Source organism: Leclercia adecarboxylata (assembly GCF_006874705.1).
In the GTDB taxonomy this organism is placed as follows: domain Bacteria; phylum Pseudomonadota; class Gammaproteobacteria; order Enterobacterales; family Enterobacteriaceae; genus Enterobacter; species Enterobacter adecarboxylatus_C.
Map to the genome: position 1 here is coordinate 1668908 of NZ_CP035382.1, position 26408 is coordinate 1695315.

The 26408-nt window shown below is 56.9% G+C and carries 21 protein-coding genes and 4 tRNA genes; 7 read left to right on the forward strand and 18 right to left on the reverse strand.

Annotated features, from left to right (window positions below):
* Nucleotides 1-243 precede the first annotated feature (243 nt).
* The 5 genes from hemC (at nt 244) to ES815_RS09015 (ending at nt 5683) form a co-directional block, all read left to right on the forward strand.
* The gene (gene hemC / locus ES815_RS08995; RefSeq protein ID WP_142487518.1) at nt 244-1185 is read left to right on the forward strand and encodes a hydroxymethylbilane synthase; all 942 of its coding nucleotides are present in this window, start codon (nt 244-246) and stop codon (nt 1183-1185) included.
* On the forward strand, nt 1182-1922 hold the full coding sequence (hemD, locus tag ES815_RS09000) for a uroporphyrinogen-III synthase (RefSeq protein WP_142487519.1): 741 nt from the start codon (nt 1182-1184) through the stop codon (nt 1920-1922). Before hemC ends, hemD begins: the two co-directional genes overlap by 4 nt.
* 21 nt (nt 1923-1943) lie before the next feature.
* Nucleotides 1944-3116, forward strand: coding sequence for a uroporphyrinogen-III C-methyltransferase (gene hemX, locus ES815_RS09005; RefSeq protein WP_142487520.1), 1173 nt, complete (start codon nt 1944-1946; stop codon nt 3114-3116).
* A 2-nt stretch (nt 3117-3118) separates the two neighbouring features.
* Entirely contained in the window at nt 3119-4318 is a 1200-nt protein-coding gene (hemY, locus tag ES815_RS09010; protein WP_142487521.1) for a protoheme IX biogenesis protein HemY, read from the forward strand.
* A 159-nt stretch (nt 4319-4477) separates the two neighbouring features.
* Nucleotides 4478-5683, forward strand: a complete 1206-nt coding sequence (locus ES815_RS09015) for an MFS transporter (protein ID WP_142487522.1) — start codon at nt 4478-4480, stop codon at nt 5681-5683.
* A 501-nt stretch (nt 5684-6184) separates the two neighbouring features.
* Here the strand turns inward: ES815_RS09015 and ES815_RS09020 are convergent.
* From ES815_RS09020 to trxA, 17 genes are all read right to left on the reverse strand, one after another.
* Nucleotides 6185-6261 (reverse strand) — tRNA-Pro (locus tag ES815_RS09020).
* 43 nt (nt 6262-6304) lie between these two features.
* A tRNA-Leu gene (locus ES815_RS09025) sits at nt 6305-6390 on the reverse strand.
* Between the two features lie 21 nt (nt 6391-6411).
* Nucleotides 6412-6487: transfer RNA gene (locus ES815_RS09030), tRNA-His, on the reverse strand.
* A gap of 72 nt (nt 6488-6559) precedes the next feature.
* Nucleotides 6560-6636 (reverse strand) — tRNA-Arg (locus ES815_RS09035).
* A 105-nt stretch (nt 6637-6741) separates the two neighbouring features.
* Nucleotides 6742-8124: a bifunctional threonine/serine APC transporter ThrP gene (gene thrP, locus ES815_RS09040; RefSeq protein ID WP_142487523.1), complete on the reverse strand. Its 1383-nt coding sequence runs from the start codon at nt 8122-8124 to the stop codon at nt 6742-6744.
* A 267-nt stretch (nt 8125-8391) separates the two neighbouring features.
* A complete protein-coding gene (gene wecG, locus ES815_RS09045; protein WP_142487524.1) occupies nt 8392-9132 on the reverse strand; it encodes a lipopolysaccharide N-acetylmannosaminouronosyltransferase in 741 nt (246 codons plus the stop codon).
* A gap of 12 nt (nt 9133-9144) precedes the next feature.
* Nucleotides 9145-10497 (reverse strand): ECA oligosaccharide polymerase, encoded by a 1353-nt coding sequence (gene wzyE, locus ES815_RS09050; protein WP_142487525.1) that lies wholly within the window; start codon nt 10495-10497, stop codon nt 9145-9147.
* Nucleotides 10494-11573: a TDP-N-acetylfucosamine:lipid II N-acetylfucosaminyltransferase gene (locus ES815_RS09055; RefSeq protein WP_142487526.1), complete on the reverse strand. Its 1080-nt coding sequence runs from the start codon at nt 11571-11573 to the stop codon at nt 10494-10496. Before ES815_RS09055 ends, wzyE begins: the two co-directional genes overlap by 4 nt.
* On the reverse strand, nt 11570-12820 hold the full coding sequence (wzxE, locus tag ES815_RS09060) for a lipid III flippase WzxE (protein ID WP_142487527.1): 1251 nt from the start codon (nt 12818-12820) through the stop codon (nt 11570-11572). Before wzxE ends, ES815_RS09055 begins: the two co-directional genes overlap by 4 nt.
* 1 nt (nt 12821) lies before the next feature.
* Nucleotides 12822-13952 carry a dTDP-4-amino-4,6-dideoxygalactose transaminase gene (gene rffA, locus ES815_RS09065; protein ID WP_142487528.1) on the reverse strand — a complete coding sequence of 377 codons (1131 nt, stop codon included), beginning with the start codon at nt 13950-13952 and terminating at the stop codon, nt 12822-12824.
* Nucleotides 13953-13956: 4 nt separating this feature from the next.
* Nucleotides 13957-14634 carry a dTDP-4-amino-4,6-dideoxy-D-galactose acyltransferase gene (gene rffC, locus ES815_RS09070; RefSeq protein ID WP_142487529.1) on the reverse strand — a complete coding sequence of 226 codons (678 nt, stop codon included), beginning with the start codon at nt 14632-14634 and terminating at the stop codon, nt 13957-13959.
* Complete coding sequence (gene wecC / locus ES815_RS09075; RefSeq protein ID WP_142487530.1) at nt 14631-15893, reverse strand: UDP-N-acetyl-D-mannosamine dehydrogenase; 1263 nt, start codon at nt 15891-15893, stop codon at nt 14631-14633. The genes rffC and wecC overlap by 4 nt, the downstream gene beginning before the upstream one ends.
* Nucleotides 15890-17020, reverse strand: coding sequence for a non-hydrolyzing UDP-N-acetylglucosamine 2-epimerase (wecB, locus tag ES815_RS09080; protein WP_142487531.1), 1131 nt, complete (start codon nt 17018-17020; stop codon nt 15890-15892). The genes wecC and wecB overlap by 4 nt, the downstream gene beginning before the upstream one ends.
* A 57-nt stretch (nt 17021-17077) precedes the next feature.
* A complete protein-coding gene (wzzE, locus tag ES815_RS09085) occupies nt 17078-18124 on the reverse strand; it encodes an ECA polysaccharide chain length modulation protein (RefSeq protein ID WP_142487532.1) in 1047 nt (348 codons plus the stop codon).
* A gap of 12 nt (nt 18125-18136) precedes the next feature.
* The gene (gene wecA, locus ES815_RS09090; RefSeq protein WP_142487533.1) at nt 18137-19237 is read right to left on the reverse strand and encodes a UDP-N-acetylglucosamine--undecaprenyl-phosphate N-acetylglucosaminephosphotransferase; all 1101 of its coding nucleotides are present in this window, start codon (nt 19235-19237) and stop codon (nt 18137-18139) included.
* A gap of 240 nt (nt 19238-19477) precedes the next feature.
* A complete protein-coding gene (gene rho, locus ES815_RS09095; protein ID WP_001054528.1) occupies nt 19478-20737 on the reverse strand; it encodes a transcription termination factor Rho in 1260 nt (419 codons plus the stop codon).
* A gap of 336 nt (nt 20738-21073) precedes the next feature.
* Nucleotides 21074-21403: a thioredoxin TrxA gene (gene trxA, locus ES815_RS09100; protein WP_006179218.1), complete on the reverse strand. Its 330-nt coding sequence runs from the start codon at nt 21401-21403 to the stop codon at nt 21074-21076.
* A 144-nt stretch (nt 21404-21547) separates the two neighbouring features.
* On the opposite strand from trxA, the gene rhlB reads away from it, so the two are divergent.
* Both rhlB and gppA read left to right on the forward strand, forming a co-directional pair.
* Nucleotides 21548-22813, forward strand: a complete 1266-nt coding sequence (gene rhlB / locus ES815_RS09105; RefSeq protein ID WP_142487534.1) for an ATP-dependent RNA helicase RhlB — start codon at nt 21548-21550, stop codon at nt 22811-22813.
* Between the two features lie 5 nt (nt 22814-22818).
* Nucleotides 22819-24303, forward strand: a complete 1485-nt coding sequence (gene gppA / locus ES815_RS09110) for a guanosine-5'-triphosphate,3'-diphosphate diphosphatase (RefSeq protein WP_142487535.1) — start codon at nt 22819-22821, stop codon at nt 24301-24303.
* Nucleotides 24304-24347: 44 nt separating this feature from the next.
* Here gppA and rep read toward each other — a convergent pair whose 3' ends face one another.
* Complete coding sequence (gene rep, locus ES815_RS09115; RefSeq protein ID WP_142487536.1) at nt 24348-26369, reverse strand: DNA helicase Rep; 2022 nt, start codon at nt 26367-26369, stop codon at nt 24348-24350.
* Nucleotides 26370-26408: the final 39 nt, after the last annotated feature.

Sequence of the window (26408 nt, forward strand, 5' to 3'; positions counted from 1 at the left end):
CTTTCTGGTCTCGGAGACGAAAAAATGGTCTAAAACGTGATCAATTTAACACCTTGCCGTTTGACCGTAAAGAAAGATGCGCTACATACAAGTGTAGCACCGTTCTGTACGTGTAAATTCCTGAATACGGCAGCAGGCAACCTCTATCGCTGCCCTGTCCTGAACCCCTCAACGTCCGTAAAACTGACACTCCCAGGACAACAATGTTAGGATGGTCAGTAGATGATTAAGACGGTAACAAGCATGTTAGACAATGTTTTAAGAATTGCCACACGCCAAAGCCCCCTCGCGCTCTGGCAGGCACATTATGTTAAGCAGCGCCTCGAAGCCTGCCATGAAGGCTTGCGGGTTGAGCTGGTGCCGATGGTCACGCGCGGCGATGTCATTCTTGATACACCGCTGGCGAAAGTGGGCGGCAAAGGCCTGTTCGTGAAAGAGCTGGAGCTGGCACTGCTTGAGGATCGCGCTGATATCGCGGTCCACTCCATGAAGGACGTCCCGGTTGATTTCCCTGAGGGACTGGGGCTGGTCACCATTTGCGAGCGCGAAGATCCGCGCGACGCCTTTGTTTCAAACCGCTACGACTCGCTGGATGCCTTGCCACAGGGCAGCATCGTTGGCACGTCAAGTTTACGCCGCCAGTGCCAGCTGGCCGAGTCCCGCCCGGACCTGGTTATCCGCTCCCTGCGCGGTAACGTCGGCACCCGTCTCGGCAAGTTGGATAATGGCGAATATGACGCCATCATCCTGGCGGTTGCCGGTCTGAAACGCCTGGGTCTGGAGTCGCGCATTAAGGTGGCGTTGCCACCGGAACAGTCGCTGCCGGCCGTGGGCCAGGGCGCGGTGGGCATTGAGTGCCGACTCGACGATACCCGCACCCATGCGCTGCTGGCGCCGCTCAATCACGACGAGACGGTCATCCGCGTCCAGGCAGAGCGCGCCATGAATACCCGCCTTGAAGGGGGATGTCAGGTGCCGATTGGCAGCTATGCTGAATTAATTGATGGCGAACTGTGGCTGCGCGCGCTGGTTGGCGCGCCGGACGGTTCGCAGATGGTACGCGGCGAACGCCGTGGTCATCCCCAGGATGCAGAACAGCTGGGTATTTCGCTGGCTGAAGAGCTGCTCGATAACGGCGCGCGTGAAATTCTCGCGGATGTCTATAACGGAGAACCCCCGGCATGAGTATTCTCGTCACCCGCCCTTCTCCCGCTGGAGATCAGTTAGTGAGCCGTCTGCGCGCACTGGGGCAGGTGGCGTGGAGCTTTCCGCTGATTGAGTTCACCCCGGGCCGGGAACTGCCCCTGCTTGCCGGTCATCTTGGTACGCTGCAGGCCGATGACATGCTGTTTGCCCTTTCACAACATGCCGTGGAATTTGCCCACGCCCGGCTGCAACAGGACGGTCAGCGCTGGCCGGACGCGCCACGCTATTTCGCCATCGGCAGAACCACCGCCCTGGCGCTGCATACCGAAAGTGGCAAAGACGTCCGCTATCCGCTGGATCGGGAAATCAGCGAAGTATTGCTACAATTACCTGAATTACAAACCGTTGTCGGGAAGCGCGCCCTGATTTTGCGCGGCAACGGTGGACGTGAACTGCTGGGCGACACGCTGCGTGAGCGCGGAGCAGAAGTGACATTTTGTGAATGTTATCAACGATGTAATAAACACTATGACGGTGCGGAAGAGGCGATGCGCTGGCAGTCTCGCGGCGTTACAACCCTGGTGGTGACCAGCGGCGAAATGCTGCAACACCTCTGGTCGCTGATGCCACAATGGTATCGTGAAAACTGGTTACTCCGCTGTCGGCTTCTGGTCGTCAGTGAGCGTCTGGCGAACCTCGCCCGGGAACTGGGCTGGCAAGATATTCGGATCGCTGATAACGCCGACAACGATGCGCTGCTGCGCGCATTACAATAACTCTCATAATGGGAAGCCATAATGACGGAACAAGAAAAATCCTCCGCCGTGGTTGAAGAGACCAGGGAGACTGTGGACACCACGCCACAGCCAGAAACGACAGAGAAAAAGCATGGCAGCAATAAAACCAGCCTGGCGTTAAGCGCGATTGCTATCGCCATTGCGCTGGCTGCAGGTATCGGCCTGTACGGTCTGGTGAAAAAGCAAGCCACTAATCAGACCGCCGCCAGCGACGCGCTGGTTACCCAGGTCACTGCCCTGCAACAGGCACAGCAGTCGCAGAAAGCCGAGCTGGATGCGGTGATCAAACAGCAGGCAGCCCAGCTGGCCGACGCGAACCGTCAGCAGGCCGAGCTGACGAAGCAGCTGGATGAGATGCAGCAAAAAGTGGCCACCATTTCCGGCACCGACGCCAAAACCTGGCTGCTGGCGCAGGCGGATTTCCTCGTCAAACTGGCCGGGCGTAAGCTGTGGAGCGATCAGGACGTCACAACCGCCGCCGCGCTGCTGAAAAGTGCCGATGCCAGCCTGGGAGACATGAACGACCCGAGCCTGATCGCTGCCCGTCGCGCCCTCACCGAAGATATCGCCAGCCTGGGCACCGTTTCGCAGGTGGACTACGACGGCATCATTCTGAAAGTGAATCAGCTGTCGAACCAGATCGATAACCTGCGTCTGGCAGACAATAACGACGACGACTCCCCGATGGATTCCGACAGCAGCGAACTCTCCAGCTCGCTGAGCGAGTGGCGCATCAACCTGCAGAAAAGCTGGCAGAACTTTATGGACAGCTTTATCACCGTTCGCCGCCGCGATGAGACCACCGTGCCGCTGTTAGCCCCGAATCAGGACGTCTACCTGCGCGAAAACCTGCGCTCGCGTCTGCTGGTGGCCGCCCAGGCGGTGCCTCGCCATCAGGAAGAGACCTACAAGCAGGCGCTGGACAACGTCTCGACCTGGGTGCGTGCCTACTACGATACCGACGATGCCACTACCACGGCCTTCCTTGAAGATGTGGACAAACTGAGCCAACAGAACATCACCATGAACGTCCCGGATAAGCTGGAAAGCCAGCCGATTCTGGAGAAGCTGATGCAGACGCGCGTGCGCAACCTGCTGGCACAGCCGGGCGTGGCCGCAGAGCAAGCCCCCGCTTCCGCTCCGGCCCCTGACAGCGCGCCACAAGGAGAGTAATTATGTTGAAAGTCCTGTTACTCTTCGCACTGTTGCTCGCCGGGATCGTGCTTGGTCCTATGCTGGCGGGTCATCAGGGTTACGTGCTGATCCAGACCGATAACTACAATATCGAAACCAGCGTCACCGGGCTGGTGATCATTCTGATCCTGGTGATGGTGGCGTTTCTGGCGATCGAATGGATCCTGCGCCGCATCTTCCGCACCGGGGCGCATACCCGCAGCTGGTTTGTCGGCCGCAAACGCCGTCGTGCCCGCAAGCAGACCGAACAGGCGCTGCTCAAGCTGGCCGAAGGCGACTATCAGCAGGTTGAGAAGCTGATGTCGAAGAACGCCGATCACGCTGAACAGCCGGTGGTCAACTACCTGCTGGCGGCCGAAGCGGCCCAACAGCGCGGCGACGAAGTGCGCGCCAATCAGCATCTGGAGCGTGCCTCCGAGCTGGCCGAAAACGATCCGATCCCGGTGGAGATCACCCGGGTGCGTCTGCAGCTGGCGCGTAACGAAAACCATGCCGCCCGACACGGCGTCGATCGTCTGCTGGAGATCGCCCCGCGTCATCCGGAGGTTCTGCGTCTGGCTGAGCAAGCCTATATCCGCACCGGCGCCTGGGGCTCGCTGCTGGACATCATCCCGTCGATGGCAAAAGCAGACGTGGGTGACGATGAGCAGCGCGACGACCTGCAACGTCAGGCCTGGATTGGTCTGATGGACCAGGCCCGCGCCGATCAGGGCAGCGATGGACTGAAAGAGTGGTGGAAAAATCAGAGTCGCAAAACGCGCCAGCAGGTGCCACTGCAGGTGGCGATGGCGGAGCACCTGATTGAGTGTGACGATCACGATACCGCGCAGAGCATCATTCTTGATGGCCTGAAGCGCCAGTATGACGATCGGCTGGTGATGGTGATCCCGCGTCTGAAAACCAATAACCCGGAACAGATCGAGAAGATGCTCCGCCAACAGATCAAAACCGTGGGCGATCGTCCGTTGCTGTGGAGTACCCTGGGTCAGTCCCTGGCAAAACATGGCGAATGGAAAGAGGCCAGCCTCGCCTTCCGCGCCGCGTTAAAACAGCGCCCGGATGCGTTCGATTACGCCTGGCTGGCGGATACGCTGGACAAGCTTCATCTGCCAGAGGAAGCCGCCGCGATGCGTCGCGATGGCCTGCTGATGACGTTGCAGAACAATCCCCCGCAGCAATAATTACCCAGGAGGCCTGACGGCCTCCTTTTTTATTTGCTACATTCTTTGCATCATCTTCATGAGACCGCTTCCGCCAATGTAACGACCTCCTTTCATTAAACATTTTTCCTGCACACGCCTTTGCGGCGTGGACTAAATCGTTTTTGAAAGGATCGTTTCATGAACACGCTTTTGTACGCGCTTTTTCGCGCGCTCCGCAGCCATCGCTGGCTGCGCCTGCTGGCCTGCGCTTTTCTCTTTACCTCTGTGGGGAATGGCTTAACCCAGGTCATGGTCTTTGGCCTGCTGCTGGACTGGCAGGCTCCCGCCTCTTTACTGACCCTGGCATATCTGTTTGCCATGCTACCCGGCTTTGTGGGCAGCCTCGTTGGAGAGAGGCTCTGTATGCGCTTTTCGCCCATCCGCCTGCTGGTCCTGACCGAGTGGCTGGGTCTGCTCGCCCTGCTGTTTCCCCTGATGGGCATTCAGTATCACAGCATGGTGGCGCTGCTGGCGGTGCAGTCCACCGAGGCCTTTCTGGCGGGCATGAGCTGGCCGGCTCTGACCCTGCTGTTCCGTCGGGGATTATCCGAAGCCGAGCTGCCCGCGGCGACATGCCTGGAGACGATGATTTTTGCGTCGCAGGTGCTGCTGGGTACCGGGCTGGGTATGGTGCTGTTCCACCAGTTGCCCGCCCTGACACTCCTCGGGTTCGACGCGCTCACCTTTGTGGGTTCCTTGCTGATGTTGCTCCTCGCCGGCAGCGCGTTGCCTTCTCTGGCGCCTGGACAGGCAGCAGAAACCGAAAGACCGGTGGCAGTGCACTGGCAGACGCTGGCCCCGCAGCAAAAACGCAGCCTGTTACTGCTTCCCGCCCTCGCCGCCGTGGGATCGCCCGCGATGGCGCTATTGCCTGCGCTGGCGCAGCAGATCGAACCGGAGGATGCCGCCGGGCTGGCTCTACCCTTGCTCTTTGCCCGCAGCCTTGGGCAGCTGTGCGGCCCGCTGCTGCTGAAGAGAGAGAGCCTGCCCCGCTACGCCGGGCAAAACCGTCTCCTGCTGACCTGCCTCGGCCTCTTTTTATTCGCTTACGGAACGATCCCCCTGTTATCGGGGATGCAGGCGCTGGGGGTAGTATTTATCGCCCATCTGGCCTCAAATATCGTTTTTGCGGTGGGCACTTTTAGCCTGCTGAGCAGCTTTCAGGCTGACCAGGTTTCTTCGGCCAGCGGCAGGGCGTGGCGATGGCAAACCGCCAGTGCGTCACTCTTTACCTGCCTCACGGCACTGATTGCTGACGTATGGGGGCCGCTGCAGGCGCTGTATGGCGTTTCGGCCTGTGCCTTGCTGATTGTCGTGGGGACCCTGAGGCGCTACGGCAGATAAGGCATAAAAAAACGCCTGCTAAAAAGCAGGCGTTAAACAGGTCTGTTCGACAACTTGTGGTGCTTCACTCAACGTTGTGCCCATGGTGTTTGATGAGGCCGAAGCGACATCTGTCAGTGGACGATAAGCACCGTAAATGGCTCTGCATCATTCCGGGGTTTATGAGGCGCTAGGGCGAACATAAGAGATGGAATGAGCATCTACATATGTATTATTGCATGCAACGTGCCAGGTTTGTATCCCGAAGTTGTCCGATCTCCAACTTTTTAAGATAAAAGGAAATTATGCTATTCAGGCAGGTCGAGAGGGGCAGAATGTATCGCGATCGCGGACAAAGTGTCTCCTGAAAACGACACCCTGGAACAGAAAGAAATATATTATTATTTATCAGAAGGTTAAGTGTCACTTATTCACGACAGGCTGGCGGAATGCTGTCGGCGATTAGCAACAGAGGCAGGAATAGCAGAAAACAAAAAACCCCGCCGAAGCGGGGTTCAAAATTGGTCGGCGAGAGAGGATTCGAACCTCCGACCCACTGGTCCCAAACCAGTTGCGCTACCAAGCTGCGCTACTCGCCGTTGTACTGCTTTTTGAATTTTTAGTTCAATTCATTAAAAGTCGTGGTGCGAGGGGGGGGACTCGAACCCCCACATCCTAAGGACACTAACACCTGAAGCTAGCGCGTCTACCAATTCCGCCACCTTCGCAATTCACAACTCTTTAAATAATGGGGTGGCTAATGGGATTCGAACCCACGACAACTGGAATCACAATCCAGGGCTCTACCAACTGAGCTATAGCCACCACTACTTAATACTTTACTTCCACGCGGTTCTGCCTACTTAACAGACCACCGCAGCTCCAGCACCGGGTAAATGGTGCGCCCGACAGGATTCGAACCTGAGACCTCTGCCTCCGGAGGGCAGCGCTCTATCCAGCTGAGCTACGGGCGCTTAGCGCCGTTGCGGGGCTGGATATTACGGAGGTCTCGCTCTGCTGTCTAGTGCTTTTTTAAAATAAATGCGCGTTTGCTTACAGTTTGCGCACTTTGCCGCATATTACTGCGTTTTTGCCTTTTCGACGTGCCGTCCCAGGCCAAAAAGCTTATATCCCAGGCTCACGGCAGCGATAAATATCATCCCGACATACAGTGACATGCGGGTATCTTCATTGAAGTACATGCCGATGAGCACACAGATCAGGAACGCCATGGTCAGATAGTTCGTCCACGGGAACAGAATGGAGCGGAACGGATGGCTGGCAATCGCTTTTTTATGCGCCTGACGGAAACGCAGCTGGCTAATCAGGATCACAAACCACGGCACCATTCCCGGCAGTACGCTGGCGCTGTACACGTAGACGAAGACACGCTGCGGGTTCGGGATGATGTAGTTCAGGCACGACCCCACCAGCAGGATGGCAATCGAGATAGCTACACCCGCCACCGGCACCCCTGCGCGGGAAACCTTGCCCACCGCCGCCGGAAGCTGGCGGTTTTTCGCCAGGGCATAAAGCATACGCCCGCAGCTGTACATGCCGCTGTTACAGCCAGAGAGCGCCGCCGTCAGCACCACAAAGTTGATAATGCCTGCCGCCGCGGTAATACCGATTTTGGCGAAGGTCAGCACGAACGGGCTGCCGGTGGTGCCAATCTCATTCCACGGGAAGATGGTGACGATGACAAAAATCGCGCCCACGTAGAAGATCAGAATGCGCCACAGCACTTTGCCTACCGCGCTGCGCAGGGTCACCTGCGGATTTTTGGCTTCACCGGCGGTGATACCGATCAGCTCAACGCCCTGGTAGGAGGCCACTACGATACAGAGCGCGGTCAGGAAACCTTTCCAGCCTCCGGCAAAGAACCCGCCGTGCTCGGTCAGGTTGCCAAAGCCAATCGCCTGCCCGCCATTACCAAAGCCGAAGAAGATCACCCCCACCCCGATGACGATCATCACGATGATGGTGGTGACTTTGATCATCGCAAACCAGAACTCGATCTCACCGTACAGGCGCACGGCTGCGAGGTTAGCCAGCGCCACCAGCCCCACGGCGATCAGTGCGGGTATCCACTGCGCCATCTCCGGGAACCAGAACTGCACGTAGACCCCGATGGCGGTAATCTCCGATATCCCGACCGCCATCCACATAAACCAGTACGACCAGGCCGTTAAATAGCCGAAAAACGGGCTCATGTAGCGGTGAGCGTAGACGGCGAACGAACCGGCAACCGGTTCGAGGAACAGCATTTCGCCCATCGAGCGCATGATAAAGAAGACGAACAGCCCGGCGATGATATACGCCAGCAGGACCGACGGCCCCGCCCATTTCAGGGTGCTGGCGGAGCCCATAAACAGCCCCACGCCAATCGTCCCGCCCAGGGCGATAAGTTCAATATGACGAGCTTCCAGCCCACGCTGAAGCTCCGGTTTTTTCTCTGCCATAAATCCTCGGTTGTGCTTGCGACTCTCCCGGCCTCGGCCGGTTATTGTTATAGGTACGGATGTGCTATCACGGGCTGTGCGATATGGACCGTTTATGTTAACAGTTGATGCAAAAACAGCCTGGTACGGTAGTGCGGGGAGGAATGGTTTCTTAAATTTTGTGAAATGGCAAATGATGCGTTAAAAAAATGAATGTATTGCACAGAAAAGCAGCAGATTTGCAGGCAGGTTGCAGCGCGAACAGCAGATCGCGCTGCAAATCACAGATCAAAGCCGACCGGAGTAGTGCCAGCCGAGATAACGCAGCAGACGCAGCTGGCGGGTGATGCGGCTGGGCTGTGATAGCAGGCGGTACAGCCACTCCAGCCCCAGATTCTGCCAGGCTTTTGGCGCACGCTTTACGCAGCCGGTGAAGACATCGTAGGTGCCGCCAGCGCCCATATAGAGCGCGTCCGGGTAGACCTGACGGCAGTCGCGCATCAGGATCTCCTGACGCGGGGAACCCATCGCCACGGTGACAATCTTCGCCCCGCTGTCACGAATGCGGGCAAACAGCGCCTGCTGCTGATCGGCACTGAAGTAACCGTCCTGACTACCGACGATATTCACCTGCCACTGGTCACGCAGCTTCTGCTCGGTTTGCGCCAGAATCTCCGGTTTGCCGCCAATGAGAAACACCGGCGTGCCGTCTGCGCCCGCCCGGGCCATCAGCGCTTCCCAGAGGTCAGCCCCCGCCACGCGGGAGATGTCTGCATCCGGGTATTTCTTACGCAAGGAGCGCACCACGCTGATGCCGTCAGCGTATTTAAATTCTGCCGCCTCAATGAGATCGCGTACCTGGGCGTTATCCTCAATGGTAAGCATTTTTTCTGCGTTAATGGCCACCAGCGTGCCGGTTCTCATTCCGTCACTGGCGCAGAGATAGTCCAGCGCATGTTGCATATCACGCCAGCCAATCAGCTTCAGGCCCCGCAGGTCATACAGCGGCGCAGAGGTATTGTCAGTCATTATTATCCTTACTCAGACTCGCGAAAGCGCCCTGCCGCTTGCCGGCTCGCGCTTATGTACTAACCCGGCGCTGTCGAACAGCCAGTACAGCAGCTTCGCCATCAGCAGACAGGCGCCAAAAACCACCATGAAAAAGACCACGCGGGAGACGAACGAGTCCAGCCCCTCTCGCGCCAGCACGATCATATTGAAAATGGCACCGAAACAGAAACTATGCAAAATCGCTGCCTTGTAGCGATTGGTATCCTGATTGCCCAGCGTATAGAGCCAGTCGAACCATTTGATAATCAGCCCTACGGCGATCGCCCCCGGCAGGATAAACCAGCCGCCGCCCATCACCACCAGCGAGCCGATCAGCGTCGGTGAGATCGCCAGACCGGAGTGGTTGTTAAGCACTTCCCAGGTAAAGTAGTTGGCGGTGTTCAGAACCACCCCTGGCCTGTCCGGCCACAGCCATGTGGGGATAAAGACATAAAAATCGCGCACGATGGGCGCCAGCCCCTGAAAGTCGATTTTGTCGTAGCTCTGCAGCAGCAGGGCCAGGTTCTCCCACGGCGAGAAGGTATCGCGGGTGAGGTACAGGAAGGTGTAAAACGCCTCATCGCCGCTGACGTCCATGCCATAGCGTTTCAGCGCCAGCCAGAACATCCCGACAATCCCCATTACCCCTGCGGCAGCCAGCATCCACAGCGAGATCCAGCCGCGAATGATGCCGATAAACAGGAAGATGGCAAAGGCGATAATGATGTTCGCGCGCGTGCCGCCGACAATCATGTAGGTCAGCAGGCCAAACGCCACGGTGCTGACCAGGAAAAACAACCACGCCCGGGCATCCTGGCGCAGAAAATAGACCACCAGCATCGCCGGAATGAAGAAGTAGAAGAAGCGCTTGAGCGCCACCCCTGAGACTTCGCTGGAGAAGATCTGGCTGTAGGACTGCAGCTTAAACAGCAAAAAGCCGTTGTGCATGAAGAAGATGCCGACGGTAATTAGCGCGATCCCCATCAGCATCACCCAGGTCAGGTGGGTCTCGACCCGGTTCATGGTAAACAGCGGTCGTCGCTCAGCGCCAGAGCTGGCGGGCTTCAGCCGCGTCTTGTAGGCGACGTAGTAGACCCCATAGAAACAGGTGGCCGACAGCAGGGCCTGCATCAGGATCTCCGGCGGTACGACGGCCACGTCGAAGCGGAACACCAGCACGCTGGTCAGCGGGAAGCCAAAGTAAAAGGTCAGCAGAAACAGCAGCGAGAAAAAGACGTTGAAGTTAAAGCGCACCCGCCGGAATTCGAACCAGGTCAGGGTGGCGATAAAGAGCGCGCTCAGAAGCCAGATGACCAACAGGCCGCTAAATTGCAACTGGCTCATGCTTTCTCCCCTGAGGCGATCCGCAGCGCCTTGTGCCACGGCGTAAGGTAGTTCGGGCTGAAAAAATCGATGGTGTTTTTATCCACCTGCGTCAGCTGTCGCTGCGCTTCGCGCACCACCTCTTCATTCAGGTCATCCGTGGTGAACAGCACCGGAATGTGCTGCTCCGCCATATCCTGCCAGAACGGGTTGTCGCGACTGAGCACGCAGGGCACGCCCGCCTGGATCAGCAGACACAGTGTGCCAATCCCCTGCTGGCGCGCGAAGATGAAGTAACCCAGATCGCACTGGCGCAGCAGGGCCAGGTAGTCGTCAAAGGCCAGCTTATCGCTGAGGATCTGCAGATTCTCCGGGCTGAACAACGCCAGCCCGCTCTGGCGAACTTCATTGATGTACGCCGCGTTATTAGCAGGATAGCCCATGGGTACGATCACGTTGACCGTATCGCCAAATTGCTGATGCACCGCCTTCAGGGCCGCGATATGTTCGTTGCTGCGATCCCCGGAATTACCCACCAGAATCGTCAGCTTCCCCTCGCGCTTCACATCCCTGGCTAACCCGTTCAGGGACGGATCCATGCGGGTCGGAAAATAGAGCAGCTCGCCGCGGACGCTCGGATGACGTTGGGCGAAATAGTTCAGATCGCCGCGAGTGGCAAAGATGCAGCCCACCCGCCCTTGGGCCATGCGACGCAGCGGATAGAAAAGACGGAATTTCCAGCCCTGGGAGACTTCATACAGATCTGCCCCCCAGATATGCCAGTTAAACTGCGCGGGCTTGATGCCCCCACTCAGTAGCGCCAGCCACAGGCCGGTATTGAACTGACCGTGGAAAAAGAAACGCTGCTGGCGATCCGCTTTGGCTCTGGCGATCACCGCATTGGCAAGCGACGCTTTATCCGGCCAGAAAGTCAGCTGCAGTGCCGGGCAGGCGGCGCTCAGGCCGGTATCCTTCCCCACCACCATAAATTCGCGCGCCAGGGCGCTGCCGGGTGCCAGCTCATCGTTAAAGAACCGCAGTACGGTCTGGTTATGATGTGGGATATCCGATCCCAGGACGTGAATCAGTGCAGTCATGCGCGTTTATGCCAAAGTAAAAAGACGCCGCAACAGGCAGCAAAATAGACAATATAGGTGGCCATATAGGCCTGGGCTGCTCCCAGCGCGCCGTGCGTGGGGATCAGCCAGTGCGAAAACGCCGTCAGCAGGGTGAACTGGCTGATTTCCGCCAGAATGTAGAGCCGCAGCGAGGCTTTGGCGATCACCAGATAGCCAAAGACGTAAGCGCCTACTTTCAGCACATCACCCACCAGCTGCCAGGCGAACAGATCGCGCATCGCGGTAAATTTAGCGGAGAACAGCAGCCAGATGGCGACATCGCGCAGCAACCAGACGGTAAAACTGGCGATAGCCACCGCAGGTAAGACGAAGCGCAGGGAACGGAGTATCTCGCGGGTGATCTCCTGACGCCCCGTCAGACGCGACAGGGTTGGCAGCAGGTAGACGCTAAAAGAGGCGGTAATAAACTGCAGGTAGGCATCGGAGATACTGCTGACCCCCTGCCAGATCCCCACCTCATCCCAGCTGTAGTGCGCCGCCAGCAGATTTCGCATCATCACATAGGCCACCGGCAGGGTGACGGAGGTGATGAGCGCCATCAGGGTAAACTTGCCCAGCTGTCCCGCGAGGATCTTGTCCCATTGCGGCTTAAGATAGTGCAGCGGGACAGTGCCTCTGCGCATCAGCATGATAGCCGCCGGGATCACCACCAGCGCTGGCACCAGCGCCAGCCCCAGCAGCGCGCCTTCGTAGCCGCCGAGACGATAACAGGCGTAATAGGCGACAACCCCAATCACGCTGCCTACGATCAGCGCCAGCGCATTGCCGGCGGCATCGCGGAAGCCCTTCATCAGCGCCAGCAGCAGGTTAGCCCAGGCGATACCCATCTGCACCAGCGCCACCAGCCGCACCAGACCCTGATAGCCCGTATGACCAAACAGCCCCTGGCTGATGGGCGCGGCTGCCAGTAAAAAGATCACCGCCAGCAGGGTGGAAAAGCCCAGCACCATCGCGGATGAGGTCCCGACCACCGTACGTAATTGCGCCTTATCATCATGATATTGCGCCACGTACTTGGTCACGCCGTTGAAGATACCCGCCCCGGCCAGCACGCCCAGCACGGTGACCAGCTGACGGAAGTTCCCCGCCTGCCCAATGCCCGCCGGGCCAAATGAGACGGCCAGCAGTTTGACGACTAACAGGCCCGTGCCGATCTTGACGAGTGTGGACGCGGCGGTCCACACCGATGCTTTCGCCAGAGACATATCAGCCGAAATAACTCAGAAGGGTATTAATGACCGTGCGCTGGTTGACTGCAGCGAGGTTGTAGAACAGCGGTAAGCGGAGTAACCGCTCACTTTCTTTGGTGGTGAAGCGATCGTCACCCACGAATTGACCAAAGGCTTCCCCTGCCGGGCTGGAGTGCAGCGGAATATAGTGGAACACCGCCAGGATCTCGGCCTCTTTCAGGTATGCGATCAGCTCGCTGCGATCGTCGTTATCCCGTAGCTTGATATAGAACATATGCGCGTTATGCACGCAGTCCGCCGGGATGGTTGGCAGCTCAATACGGCCTTTTCGCGCCAGCGGGGCCAGCGCATCGTAATAGGTCTGCCACAGCGCCAGGCGCTGCTGGTTGATGCGGTCTGCCGCCTCCAGCTGGGCCCACAGATACGCCGCCTGCAGATCTGCCATCAGGTAGCTGGAGCCGATATCGCGCCAGGTGTACTTATCGACCTGTCCGCGGAAGAACTGGCTGCGGTTGGTGCCTTTCTCACGGATGATCTCTGCGCGCTCCACCAGGGCGCGATCGTTAATCAGGGTCGCGCCGCCCTCACCGCCTGCGGTGTAGTTTTTGGTTTCGTGGAAGCTGAAGCAACCAATATGACCGATAGTACCCAACGCGCGGCCTTTGTAGGTGGACATCACCCCCTGCGCGGCATCTTCCACCACATACAGGTTGTGCTTTTTGGCGATCGCCATGATGGTGTCCATCTCGCACGCCACGCCGGCATAGTGTACCGGCACGATGGCGCGGGTCTTGTCGGTGATCGCCGCTTCAATCAGCGTCTCGTCGATGTTCATGGTGTCCCGACGGATATCCACGAAGATGATTTTCGCTCCACGCAGCACGAAGGCGTTAGCGGTCGAGACAAAGGTGTAGCTCGGCATGATCACTTCATCGCCAGGACCGATATCCAGCAATAGCGCCGCCATCTCCAGCGAGGCGGTGCAGGACGGCGTGAGCAGCACCTTCGCGCTCTGAAAACGCTGTTCCATCCACTGCTGGCAACGGCGAGTATAGCCGCCATCGCCACAGAGTTTGCCGCTGCCCATCGCAGACTGCATGTAATCAAGTTCGGTGCCCACCACGGGAGGCGCATTAAATGGGATCATCTTGTCACCTGTATAGCCAGTAAGCGGTCGTTTCGATGTTGCCGCCGCTTGCAATATAACGTTTAAGCGCGGCGGTGTTGCCCATCTGGGTCGCCACCCGCAATATGGAAAGCTGCTGTTGTCCGGCCCAGCACAGCGCCGCCTGCATCAACCGCTCGCCCATGCCGCGCCCGGCCAGCAGGCCGATACGCGCGTCGGTGTCATTCAGTTTACGCAGGGAGACAAAGCCCAGGATGGCGCCATCCGGTGCACGGAATATCAGGCAGAGGTGATCGAAGGTGCCTTTTACCGCATTTTCGATCCACTGGGCATAGAAGCGACCGCTGTCGTCCGGGGCGTACCAGGGCGCGCGAAAGCGGCTCAGGGCAAACGCCTGCGCGGCCAGCTGGCGCAGCGCCGGAATATCCTGTTCGGTAGCGATCTCAGCGCCTGGGCAGGCATGCTGCGTCACCTCGATCGCAAGATCGGCTTCGCCTTCAACCAGCCTGAAGCCCTGCTGCTGGAGTGCATCCAGCCAGTCGGTGCGGGTGGCCGGAATTTTAGCCTGCACGCGTTGCCAGGCGGATAAATCGTCGGCCGCCAGCAACGGGGCGTCATCAGACAGGCGCACAATGGCCGTAGGCAGGGAAAAAAACTGACTTTCCCAGTCCAGCGGCTGTAACGCACCACGCAGCTGACTCAACGCCATACGCCTTTGGTATCAACGATAAATTCCTGACGCACGGCATCGCCCGAAATCGCTTTAAACTCGCTGTGATCCACCAGCAGCACCAGCACATCGGCGGTGGCCAGCGCATCATTAACGCGTGTCAGGGTGCAGTGACCGGCCAGCTTTTTCGGCAGCTCGTGGATATTGGGTTCCACTACCTGCGTTTCGCCACTGTGCCAGTCGGCAATCATCTCAGCAATTTCCATCGCCGGGCTTTCACGCAGATCGTCGATGTTCGGCTTAAAGGCGAGACCAAAACAGGCGATAGTCACCTCATTTGCCCGCTTGCCGCTCTGCGTCAGGTAATCCGCCACCATGGCCTTCACCTGGTTCAGCACCCAGTGCGGTTTGCTGTCGTTCACTTCGCGGGCCGTACGGATCAGACGCGCCAGCTGCGGGTTCTGCGCCACGATAAACCACGGGTCGACCGCGATACAGTGACCGCCTACGCCCGGGCCGGGTTGCAGGATATTGACGCGCGGATGGCGGTTCGCCAGACGAATCAATTCCCAGACGTTGATCCCCTGATCGGCGCAAATCAGCGATAACTCATTGGCAAACGCGATATTGACGTCGCGGAAGCTGTTTTCCGTCAGCTTGCACATCTCGGCGGTACGGGAGTTGGTGACGACGCACTCGCCTTCCAGGAAGATGTTATAGAGCTCGCTGGCGCGGGCGGAACAGACCGGCGTCATCCCGCCAATAACACGATCGTTTTTAATCAGTTCGACCATCACCTGCCCCGGCAGCACGCGCTCCGGACAGTAGGCGACGTTGATATCCGCACGCTCGCCCGCCTGCTGCGGGAAGGTGAGATCCGGGCGCGCCTCGGCCAGCCACTGTGCCATCTGCTCGGTGGCACCCACCGGGGAGGTCGACTCCAGGATCACCAGGGCGCCTTTTTTCAGCACCGGCGCGATGGATTTTGCTGCCGCTTCGACATACGCCATATCCGGCTCATGCTCGCCTTTGAACGGCGTCGGCACGGCAATCAGGTAAGCATCGGCGACTACCGGCGTGGTGCTGGCCTTCAGGTACCCTCCCTCAACGGCCGTTTTCACTACCTTGTCGAGATCCGGTTCAACAATGTGAATTTCACCCTTGTTGATCGTCGCAACCGCATGCTGGTTGATGTCCACACCTACGACCTGTTTTTGACGGGAGGCAAATGCCGCCGCCGTTGGCAGCCCAATGTAGCCAAGCCCAATGACAGAAATGGTCGTAAAACTCATAGCGATACCCGATTATGTTTAAGTGCATGCAAAATACGGTCACAGGCCTGGCCATCACCATAAGGATTATGGGCCCGGCTCATGGCCTGATACTCTTTATCGTCGTGCAGCAGGCGCGTCACCTCTTCCACGATCAGTCGCGAATCGGTGCCCACCAGCCGCACGGTTCCGGCTTTGACCGCTTCCGGGCGCTCGGTGGTCTCACGCATTACCAGCACCGGTTTGCCCAATGAAGGCGCCTCTTCCTGAATACCGCCAGAGTCGGTCAGGATCAGCCAGGCGTGGTTCATCAGCCAGACGAAAGGCAGATAGTCCTGCGGCTCAATAAGTATGACGTTTTTGACGTGCCCCAGGATGCGGTTGACCGGTTCACTGACGTTGGGATTCAGGTGCACCGGATAGACGATCTGCACATCTTCATTAAGTGCAGCGATTTCCGCCAGCGCATGGCATATTTGCTCGAATCCCTGACCAAAGCTTTCCCGACGGTGTCCGGTCACCAGGATCATCTTTTTACCATTAGCCAGGAACGGATACTGCTCGGCCAGCTCCCCACGCAAGGTGTCACTCGCCAGCACCCGGTCACGCACCCAGATCAGCGCGTCGATCACCGTGTTGCCGGTGACAAAGATATGCTGGTCTTTTATGTTCTCGCGCAACAGGTTCTGACGGGAGTTCTCCGTCGGTGCGAAGTGATACATCGCCAGATGCCCGGTCAGGGTACGGTTCGCCTCTTCAGGCCAGGGAGAGTAAAGATCGCCAGTACGCAATCCCGCTTCGACATGCCCCACTGGAATACGCTGATAGAACGCCGCCAGGCTGGTGGCGATGGTGGTAGTGGTATCACCGTGCACCAGCACGACATCAGGCCTGAACGACTCCAGAATGGGTTTTAACCCTTCCAGAATACGGCAGGTAATTTCGGTTAATCCTTGCCCCGGTTTCATAATATTGAGGTCGTAATCGGGAACAATAGAAAAGAGGTTAAGGACCTGATCCAGCATCTCCCGATGCTGTGCGGTAACGCAAACTTTCGCCTCAAAATAAGGGTCGCTTGCTAGCGCATGAACCAGAGGCGCCATCTTGATGGCTTCCGGCCTCGTACCAAAGACGGTTAGTACTTTCACATCGATTCTCTTCGATTAAGCGATGAAGGCCATAAGCCTTCATCGTAGATGGCGTTCTTAAATTTTGCGACGACGGGTTAACGCCACGCCTGCGCCAATTAAAGCACCCACAATCCCCCACATAATCATCAGGAATGCGCGACGTGGACTATCGCGTTTTACAGGTTCTTCAGGTGTTCGCAAATAACGATAGGTCTGAAAACGTGGGTCCAGTGTCGGACCTACGTTGAGGGTTGTGAGCATGGCGCGGTTTTGATCGTAGTCCAGGTCAACATCCGGGCCTACGGCCTGCAGGTTTTCCAGGCGCGCCTGCAGCATTGGGCGGCCCAGCAGGAACATTTCAGAATCTGGCAGTTCGTCGGCCGGCACGTCGGTTTCGCTGCGGGAGATATTGCTCTTCTCCGCAATCTTCAGCGCTTGCTCAATATTATGAACCCGGCGATTAAAGATCGCTTTCGCCACCTCTTCCTGACGTTTGACCTGCGCTTTCATCTGCACGGTACGCGCTGCCCAGGCCCCTTTCAGCTCATCATTCAGATGACTTGCCGCTCGCTGGCTGGCGAAAGCGACATACTGACGCAGCAGATTGTTGGCATCCGGCGCGGTTTCCGCGATCAGTTTGACGCTGTCGTTAATGTTGCGCAGCGGGTCGCCCGCCATGAACTGAATATTGTTGATCAGTTCGTCCAGCAGGGCGGCATCCGCCTTGCTGTTGCCCACCATCCGCTGTTTGAAATAGTCGGTCTGGTTCCAGAAATCACGGCGCGTATCCCAGGAGGCGAGCTGCATAATGAACTCTTTGTAGGACTCGTCCATTACCGAGGGCTGCTCGGCGGAGGCTGGATTCGCTTTCACATCCAGGTTACGCAGAAACTGCTGCTGAGAGTAGAAGCCCCCGAGCATGTTCACCGTCGGACGATCGGTAATGGCCGTCGCGCTCCACTCCTGTCGGGCAAAAAAGGTATACGCCAGTGCGATAAGTGCAAAGCCCAGCGCAATACCTGCGATCCAAAACTTGCCCGCCCACAACACGCGGAACAAGCCACGAACATCCAGCTCATTCTCAGTTACCACTGATTTTGCTCCCGCCAACGGTTGAGTCATTACAGTCCCGATTTACTTGGTTAAAGTTGGGTTATTGCCATTTCGACGCATACGGCGTTTTACGCGTTTAATAAATCGCGCCACTTTCCATGCCCGCTTAATACAATAGCCGTACAGGAAAAATGCTAGCAAGAACAATACCAACATTACCCATTCAGGGATGAAATGTGCATATTCTGCGGCGACACCAATGCCGGCCAGCAGCGCAGCGGCGAGGGTGATTAAGACAAACGCCTGACGCGAGGTGAAGCCGGCGCGCATAATCAGATGGTGAATATGTTGACGATCTGGCGAGAACGGGCTCATCCCTTTGCGCAGACGGCGATACATAATCGCCACCATATCCATCAGCGGAATGGCAATAATCCACAGGGCCGTCACCGGACTGATTGGGTGGGTATTCCCCTGAGTGGTTTCCAGCAGGATCCAGATAACGGTAAAACCAATCAGCGTACTCCCGGCATCGCCCATAAAGACTTTGTAGCGACGGCCCAGCACGCCAAGGTTAAGGAGGATATATGGCAGAATGGCGGCAATCATCGCAAAACACCACATCGACAGGCTGTACTGACCGTCGAACCACAGGATGATGCCGATTGCGGCGAACGAAACGCTGGAGAGCCCCCCCAGCAGGCCGTCGATGCCGTCCACCATGTTAAAGGCGTTAATCGCCGCCCACACGGCAAACAGCGTCAGGAAGTAGCCGAACGGCCCCAGCACCATCTCCCAGGTGCCGAAAATATAGCCAAGGCTGCTGAGGTAGAGTTTCCCAACCACCATCATGATGACGCCGATGGCCGCCTGAACCGCAGCGCGGAATTTCACGCTAATATCGAACCTGTCGTCCAGCGCCCCCACCAGTACCAGCACGCCGGCACACGCCAGATAGAGCGCCGCATGCGGGATATAGTAATCCGCAATACTGAAGGTGAAACAAATGCCCGCATAAACAGAGATTCCGCCAACCAGCGGAATCAAGCCTTGATGGCGTTTACGATAATTGGGCTTATCCACCAGACCCACTCTCTTCGCCGCCTTGCGGGCGAGAAATAAAAAGCAGGTGGTGAAAAGAAAAATACTGATTAGCTCAGTCACCGCGGTGAGTAGATTCACTATGGATACTCTCAACAAATGTTAATCCCGGAAGTATAACCTTGAAGGCTCGGCTCCAGAAGGAAAAAGCAGGCCTCACCCAAGTCCCTTTGTTTATTTTTCAGACAATTACTTTTCTGCTTTGACGAACATTCCCATTTTCGTCTCCGGCAGGATAATTGGACAGCGCACAGTTACAGCGTATAAGCCACAAAAGAAAAACGCCACGTAAAAACGTGGCGTTTCGGCGCTTTATTTGCTTTACGAGCGCTTCATCATATCGAAGAAATCGTCGTTAGTTTTGGTCATCGCCAGTTTGTTAATGAGGAACTCCATCGCATCGATTTCACCCATTGGATGGATAATTTTGCGCAGGATCCACATTTTCTGCAGCTCTTCCTGAGTGGTGAGCAGCTCTTCTTTACGGGTACCGGAACGGTTATAGTCGATAGCCGGGAAGACGCGCTTTTCAGCGATTTTACGAGAGAGGTGCAGTTCCATGTTGCCTGTACCTTTAAACTCTTCGTAAATAACTTCATCCATCTTCGAACCGGTGTCGATCAGCGCGGTTGCGATGATAGTCAGGCTTCCGCCCTCTTCCACATTACGCGCAGCACCGAAGAAACGCTTCGGACGGTGCAGGGCGTTGGCATCCACACCACCGGTCAGTACTTTACCGGAAGCCGGAACCACGGTGTTGTAGGCACGCGCCAGACGGGTGATGGAGTCGAGGAGGATGATAACGTCTTTTTTATGCTCAACCAGACGCTTCGCCTTCTCGATAACCATTTCCGCAACCTGAACGTGACGGGATGCCGGTTCGTCGAAGGTAGAGGCTACAACCTCACCTTTCACCAGACGCTGCATCTCGGTCACTTCTTCCGGACGTTCGTCAATCAGCAGCACCATCAGCACGCAGTCTGGGTGGTTGTATGCGATGCTCTGGGCGATGTTCTGCAGCAGCATGGTTTTACCGGCTTTCGGCGGTGCCACAATCAGACCACGCTGGCCACGACCAATCGGAGACGCCAGATCCAGAACGCGAGCGGTTAAGTCTTCGGTAGAACCGTTACCACGCTCCATGCGCAGGCGAGAGTTCGCGTGCAGCGGCGTTAAGTTTTCAAACAGGATCTTATTGCGCGAGTTTTCTGGTTTGTCGTAGTTAACTTCATTAACTTTCAACAGCGCAAAGTAGCGTTCACCCTCTTTAGGAGGACGAATCTTACCTGAAATGGTGTCACCAGTGCGGAGGTTGAAACGGCGGATTTGGCTGGGGGAAACGTAGATATCATCAGGACCGGCGAGGTAGGAGCTGTCTGCAGAGCGGAGGAAACCAAATCCGTCCTGCAATATCTCCAGCACACCGTCGCCAAAGATATCTTCGCCACTCTTTGCGTGCTGCTTCAGGATGGCAAAAATGATGTCCTGCTTGCGCATACGAGCCTGGTTTTCCAGTCCCATATTTTCGCCGAGAGTGATCAGCTCAGAAACCGGCGTATTCTTTAATTCGGTAAGATTCATAATGGTGTGGGTTCTTAAACTCGGGGTGATACTCGAACTTAATTTGTGAATGGTATGGCAGGGTCATCCATGCCTGTTAGCGGCCATCAACTCATGTCTGTTCGCTGTCTGGTCACAGGGAAAGCACAGAACTGAAACGACAAGACGGATTGAGTGACAAGCCCGGAATCTATCCACTTCACGCACTGTTTATGTCAACAACGGGAAGTATCGGGTAAAACAAGATTCAAACAACAAGGTATGTTTAAAACGAAGTCATAGCTAACTTAGCACGACTCTAGCCGGGCGTCCAGAGATCCAAACAATTTAGAAACCCTGGACGCACAGCCGAGAACCTTACGCCAGGTTGGCGTCCAGGAACTCTTTCAGTTGACCTTTGGACAGCGCGCCCACTTTGGTCGCCGCAACTTCACCGTTTTTGAACAGCAGCAGGGTTGGGATACCACGAATGCCATACTTAGGTGCGGTGCCCGGGTTCTGGTCGATGTTCAGTTTCGCTACGGTCAGTTTGCCCTGATATTCGTCAGCGATCTCATCCAGAATCGGGGCGATCATTTTGCAAGGACCACACCATTCAGCCCAGAAATCGACGAGGATCAGCCCGTCAGCTTTAAGTACGTCCGTGTCAAAACTGTCGTCAGTCAGGTGAATAATTTTATCGCTCATATATAACTCCACAGGAATAAGCCTGGTGCGTTGATCTCGCTTCCATCAACGACCTGTTGATGTAGCATTAACCAACTAAAGGTTGACTTTATTTCACCGGATACGCTTTCGTAAAGCAATAGATAGCTGATATTCTACCACACTATGAGCAAAACACATTTAACAGAACAGAAGTTTTCCGACTTCGCCCTGCACCCAAAAGTGATCGAAGCCCTTGAAAATAAAGGGTTTCATAACTGCACGCCCATTCAGGCTCTCGCCCTCCCGCTAACGCTGGCAGGTCGCGATGTTGCAGGGCAGGCGCAAACCGGTACCGGCAAAACGATGGCGTTTTTGACGTCAACGTTTCATTATTTACTGACTCACCCGGCAATTGCTGACCGCAAAGTTAACCAGCCGCGCGCGCTGATCATGGCCCCGACGCGAGAACTGGCGGTACAGATCCACGCTGACGCAGAACCGCTGGCACAGGCCACCGGTCTGAAGCTCGGCCTGGCCTACGGCGGTGACGGTTACGACAAACAGCTGAAAGTGCTGGAAAGCGGCGTCGATATCCTGATTGGCACCACTGGCCGTCTGATCGATTATGCAAAACAGAACCACATTAACCTCGGCGCTATCCAGGTTGTGGTGCTGGATGAAGCCGATCGTATGTACGATCTGGGCTTTATTAAAGATATCCGCTGGCTGTTCCGTCGTATGCCTGCCGCTAACCAGCGCCTGAACATGCTGTTCTCAGCTACGCTGTCTTATCGCGTCCGTGAGCTGGCGTTCGAACAGATGAACAACGCTGAATACGTCGAAGTGGAGCCGGAACAGAAAACCGGCCACCGTATTAAAGAAGAGCTCTTCTACCCGTCTAACGAAGAAAAAATGCGTTTACTGCAAACGCTGATTGAAGAAGAGTGGCCGGATCGCGCCATCGTATTCGCTAACACCAAACACCGCTGTGAAGATATCTGGGGCCATCTGGCTGCGGATGGGCATCGTGTGGGTCTGTTGACCGGTGATGTGGCGCAGAAAAAACGACTGCGCATTCTCGAGGATTTCACTCGTGGCGATCTGGATATTCTGGTGGCAACGGACGTGGCCGCACGTGGTCTGCATATCCCGGCGGTCACCCATGTCTTTAACTACGATCTGCCGGACGATTGCGAAGATTACGTTCACCGTATCGGCCGTACCGGTCGTGCGGGCGCCAGCGGTCACTCCATCAGCCTTGCCTGCGAAGAGTATGCGCTGAACCTGCCGGCGATTGAGACCTATATCGGCCACTCAATTCCGCAGAGTAAATACAACCCGGAAGCGCTGTTAAGCGAACTGCCGCCGGCGAAGCGCCTGACCCGCGCCCGTTCCGGCAATGGCCCGCGCCGTAACAGCGCCCCGCGTAATCGTCGTCGTTCAGGCTAAAAACTATGCTCCGGTCCACCTCGCTCTATGCAGCTATTGATTTAGGTTCGAATAGTTTTCATATGCTGGTTGTACGCGAGGTGGCGGGAAGTATACAGACGCTGACGCGTATTAAGCGCAAGGTCCGTCTCGCGGCGGGCCTGAGTGCGGATAATCATCTCTCTCCTGAAGCCATGGAGCGCGGCTGGCAATGCCTGCGTCTCTTTGCCGAACGCCTGCAGGATATTCCCGCCCAGCAAATCCGTGTTGTCGCCACCGCAACCCTGCGTCTGGCGGTGAATGCCGGGGAGTTTATTGCTACAGCGCAGGCGATCCTCGGCTGCCCGGTACAGGTGATTAGCGGTGAAGAAGAAGCCCGTCTGATTTATCAGGGCGTGGCGCACACCACGGGCGGCGATGAACGTCGTCTGGTGGTGGATATCGGCGGTGCAAGCACTGAGCTGGTCACCGGTATCGGTGCGCAGGCAACCTCCCTGAACAGCCTGTCGATGGGCTGTGTCACCTGGCTTGAACGCTACTTTACCGATCGCAATCTGGCGCAAGAGAACTTCGATGACGCGGAAAAAGCCGCTCGCGAGGTACTGCGTCCGGTGGCGGATGAGCTGCGTTATCACGGCTGGAAGGTCTGCGTTGGCGCGTCTGGCACCGTCCAGGCGCTGCAGGAAATCATGATGGCGCAGGGGATGGATGAGCGTATTACGCTGGCGAAACTGCAGCAGTTAAAGCAGCGCGCAATCCACTGTGGTCGTCTGGAAGAGCTCGAAATTGAAGGGCTGACCCTTGAGCGTGCCCTGGTGTTCCCAAGCGGGCTGGCGATCCTGATTGCCATTTTCACCGAACTGAATATTCAGTGCATGACCCTTGCGGGCGGTGCGCTACGGGAAGGGCTGGTCTACGGCATGCTGCATCTGGCCGTCGATCAGGACATTCGCAACCATACGCTGCGCAATATTCAGCGCCGGTTTATGGTGGATATCGAACAGGCGCATCGGGTCGCGAACCTGGCGGTCAGTTTCCTCGATCAGGTTGAAAGCGAGTGGCATCTTGAGCCTGTCAGCCGCGAGCTGCTGGTGAGTGCCTGTCAGCTGCATGAGATCGGCCTGAGCGTCGATTTTAAACAGGCACCGCTGCATGCCGCCTACCTGGTACGCAATCTCGATCTGCCCGGTTATACCCCGGCGCAGAAAAAGCTGCTGGCCACGCTGCTGTTGAACCAGACCAACCCCGTCGATCTCTCTTCGCTCCACCAGCAAAATGCGGTGCCGCCGCGCGTGGCGGAGCATCTCTGCCGCCTGCTGCGTCTGGCGATCCTCTTTGCCAGCCGTCGGCGCGACGATTTGCTGCCCGCCATGACGTTGATGGCGGACGGCGAAAAGCTGACGTTGAATTTGCCGGAAAAGTGGCTGGATAGCCATCCGCTGGGAGCAGAAATGCTGGTGCAGGAGTGTCAGTGGCAGAGTTATGTGCACTGGGTACTTGAAGCACAATAACCCGATTAAACGCCCGGCGGCGCGACGCCTACCGGGCCCTCAAACTAGCGGTTTTTTGCCTTCTCCATCATCGCGCGAATATTGGCGATACTGGCCTGCCCTTTATGCATCCGTTCTTCGGCGGTAATCACTTTACGTTCCTGCTCCCAGAGCACATCATCCTGCGGTAATTCCAGCAGGAAGCGGCTCGGCTCCGGACGCACCAGCTCCCCGTACTGACGGCGCTCTTTACAGAGCGTAAAGGTCAGTTCTTTCTGTGCCCGCGTGATGCCCACATAGGCCAGGCGGCGCTCTTCATCGACGTTATCTTCATCGATGCTGCTCTGATGCGGCAGGATGCCCTCTTCCATGCCCACCAGATAGACATAGGGGAATTCCAGCCCTTTCGAGGCGTGCAGGGTCATGAGCTGCACCTGATCCGCCTCTTCTTCGCTTTCTCCGCGCTCCATCATGTCGCGCAGGGTAAAGCGGGTGACGACCTGGGTCAGGGTCATCGGCTCGTCGATATCGGAACCTTCCAGCATCTCGGTCATCCAGCTAAAGAGCTGGTTAACGTTCTTCATCCGCATCTCTGCCGCTTTCGGGCTGGCGGAGGTTTCATACAGCCAGGATTCATAGTCGATGCCGCGGATCAGATCGCGCACCGCCGCGATCGGCTCCCGCTCGCTCAGCAGCTGGATCTCGCGCAGCCAGTGGGTAAAGCGGGTCAGCGATTCATAGCCACGCCCGGTTAAGCTCTGGCTCAGGCCCATATCGAAGCTGGCTGTCAGCAGGCTCTTATTGCGGGTCATTGCCCACTCACCCAGTTTTTGCAGCGTCGCCGGCCCAATCTCCCGCTTCGGCGTATTCACGATCCGCAGAAAAGCACTGTCATCATCCGGGTTGGTCAGCACGCGCAGGTAGGCGAGCAGATCCTTGATTTCCGGGCGCGAGAAGAACGAGGTGCCGCCGGAAATTTTGTACGGAATACGGTTCTGCATCAGCATCTTTTCAAAGACGCGCGACTGGTGATTCCCGCGATAGAGAATGGCGTAATCTTTGTAGTCGGTCTTATTCACGAAGTGATGGGCAATCAGCTCCCCCGCCACGCGTTCGGCTTCGTGATCTTCGTTATTGGCGCTCAACACCTTGAGCTCGGTGCCATAGCCCAGCTCGGAGAAGAGGCGCTTTTCAAACACGTGCGGGTTATTGGCGATCAGGATGTTGGCCGCCTTCAGTATACGCCCGGAGGAGCGGTAGTTCTGCTCCAGCTTGATCACCTGCAGCGCCGGGAAGTCTTTGCTCAGCAGGACCAGGTTTTGCGGACGGGCGCCGCGCCAGGAGTAGATCGACTGGTCGTCATCACCCACGACGGTAAAACGTGCCCGCTGCCCTACCAGCAGTTTCACCAGCTCGTACTGGCTGGTGTTGGTGTCCTGGTATTCATCCACCAGCAGATAGCGGATCTTGTTCTGCCAGCGCTCTCGCACCTCTTCATTACGCTGCAGCAGCAGCGTCGGCAGCAGGATCAGGTCATCGAAATCGAGCACGTTACAGGCTTTGAGATGATCGTTGTACAGGCTGTAGCAGTGGGCGAAGATCCGATCCCGCTCCCCTTTGGCGCTTGCAGCGGCCTGGGCAGGGCCCATCAGATCGTTTTTCCAGTTAGAGATCGTAGAGATCAACTGCTGCAGCACCGTTTTGTCGTCTTCGATCAGCCCTTCGGTCAACTCTTTCAGCAGCGCCACCTGATCGGTGTCGTCGAATAGGGAGAAGTTTGACTTCATGCCCAATGCCGCGTATTCGCGCTTAATGATATCCAGCCCCAGGGTATGGAAGGTGGAGATCATCAGGCCGCGGGCCTCTTTACGCCCTAACGTCTGCCCGACACGCTCTTTCATCTCGCGCGCCGCTTTGTTAGTAAAGGTCACCGCCGCGATATGGCGTGCCTGATAGCCGCAGCCGCGGATCAGATGGGCGATTTTGTTGGTGATCACGCGGGTTTTACCGGAACCGGCCCCTGCCAGCACCAGGCATGGTCCAGTTACGAATTCGACCGCTTGTTGTTGTCCAGGGTTTAAACGCATGGGAATATTGCTCAATCTTCGAACGGGGTGGGGATTGTA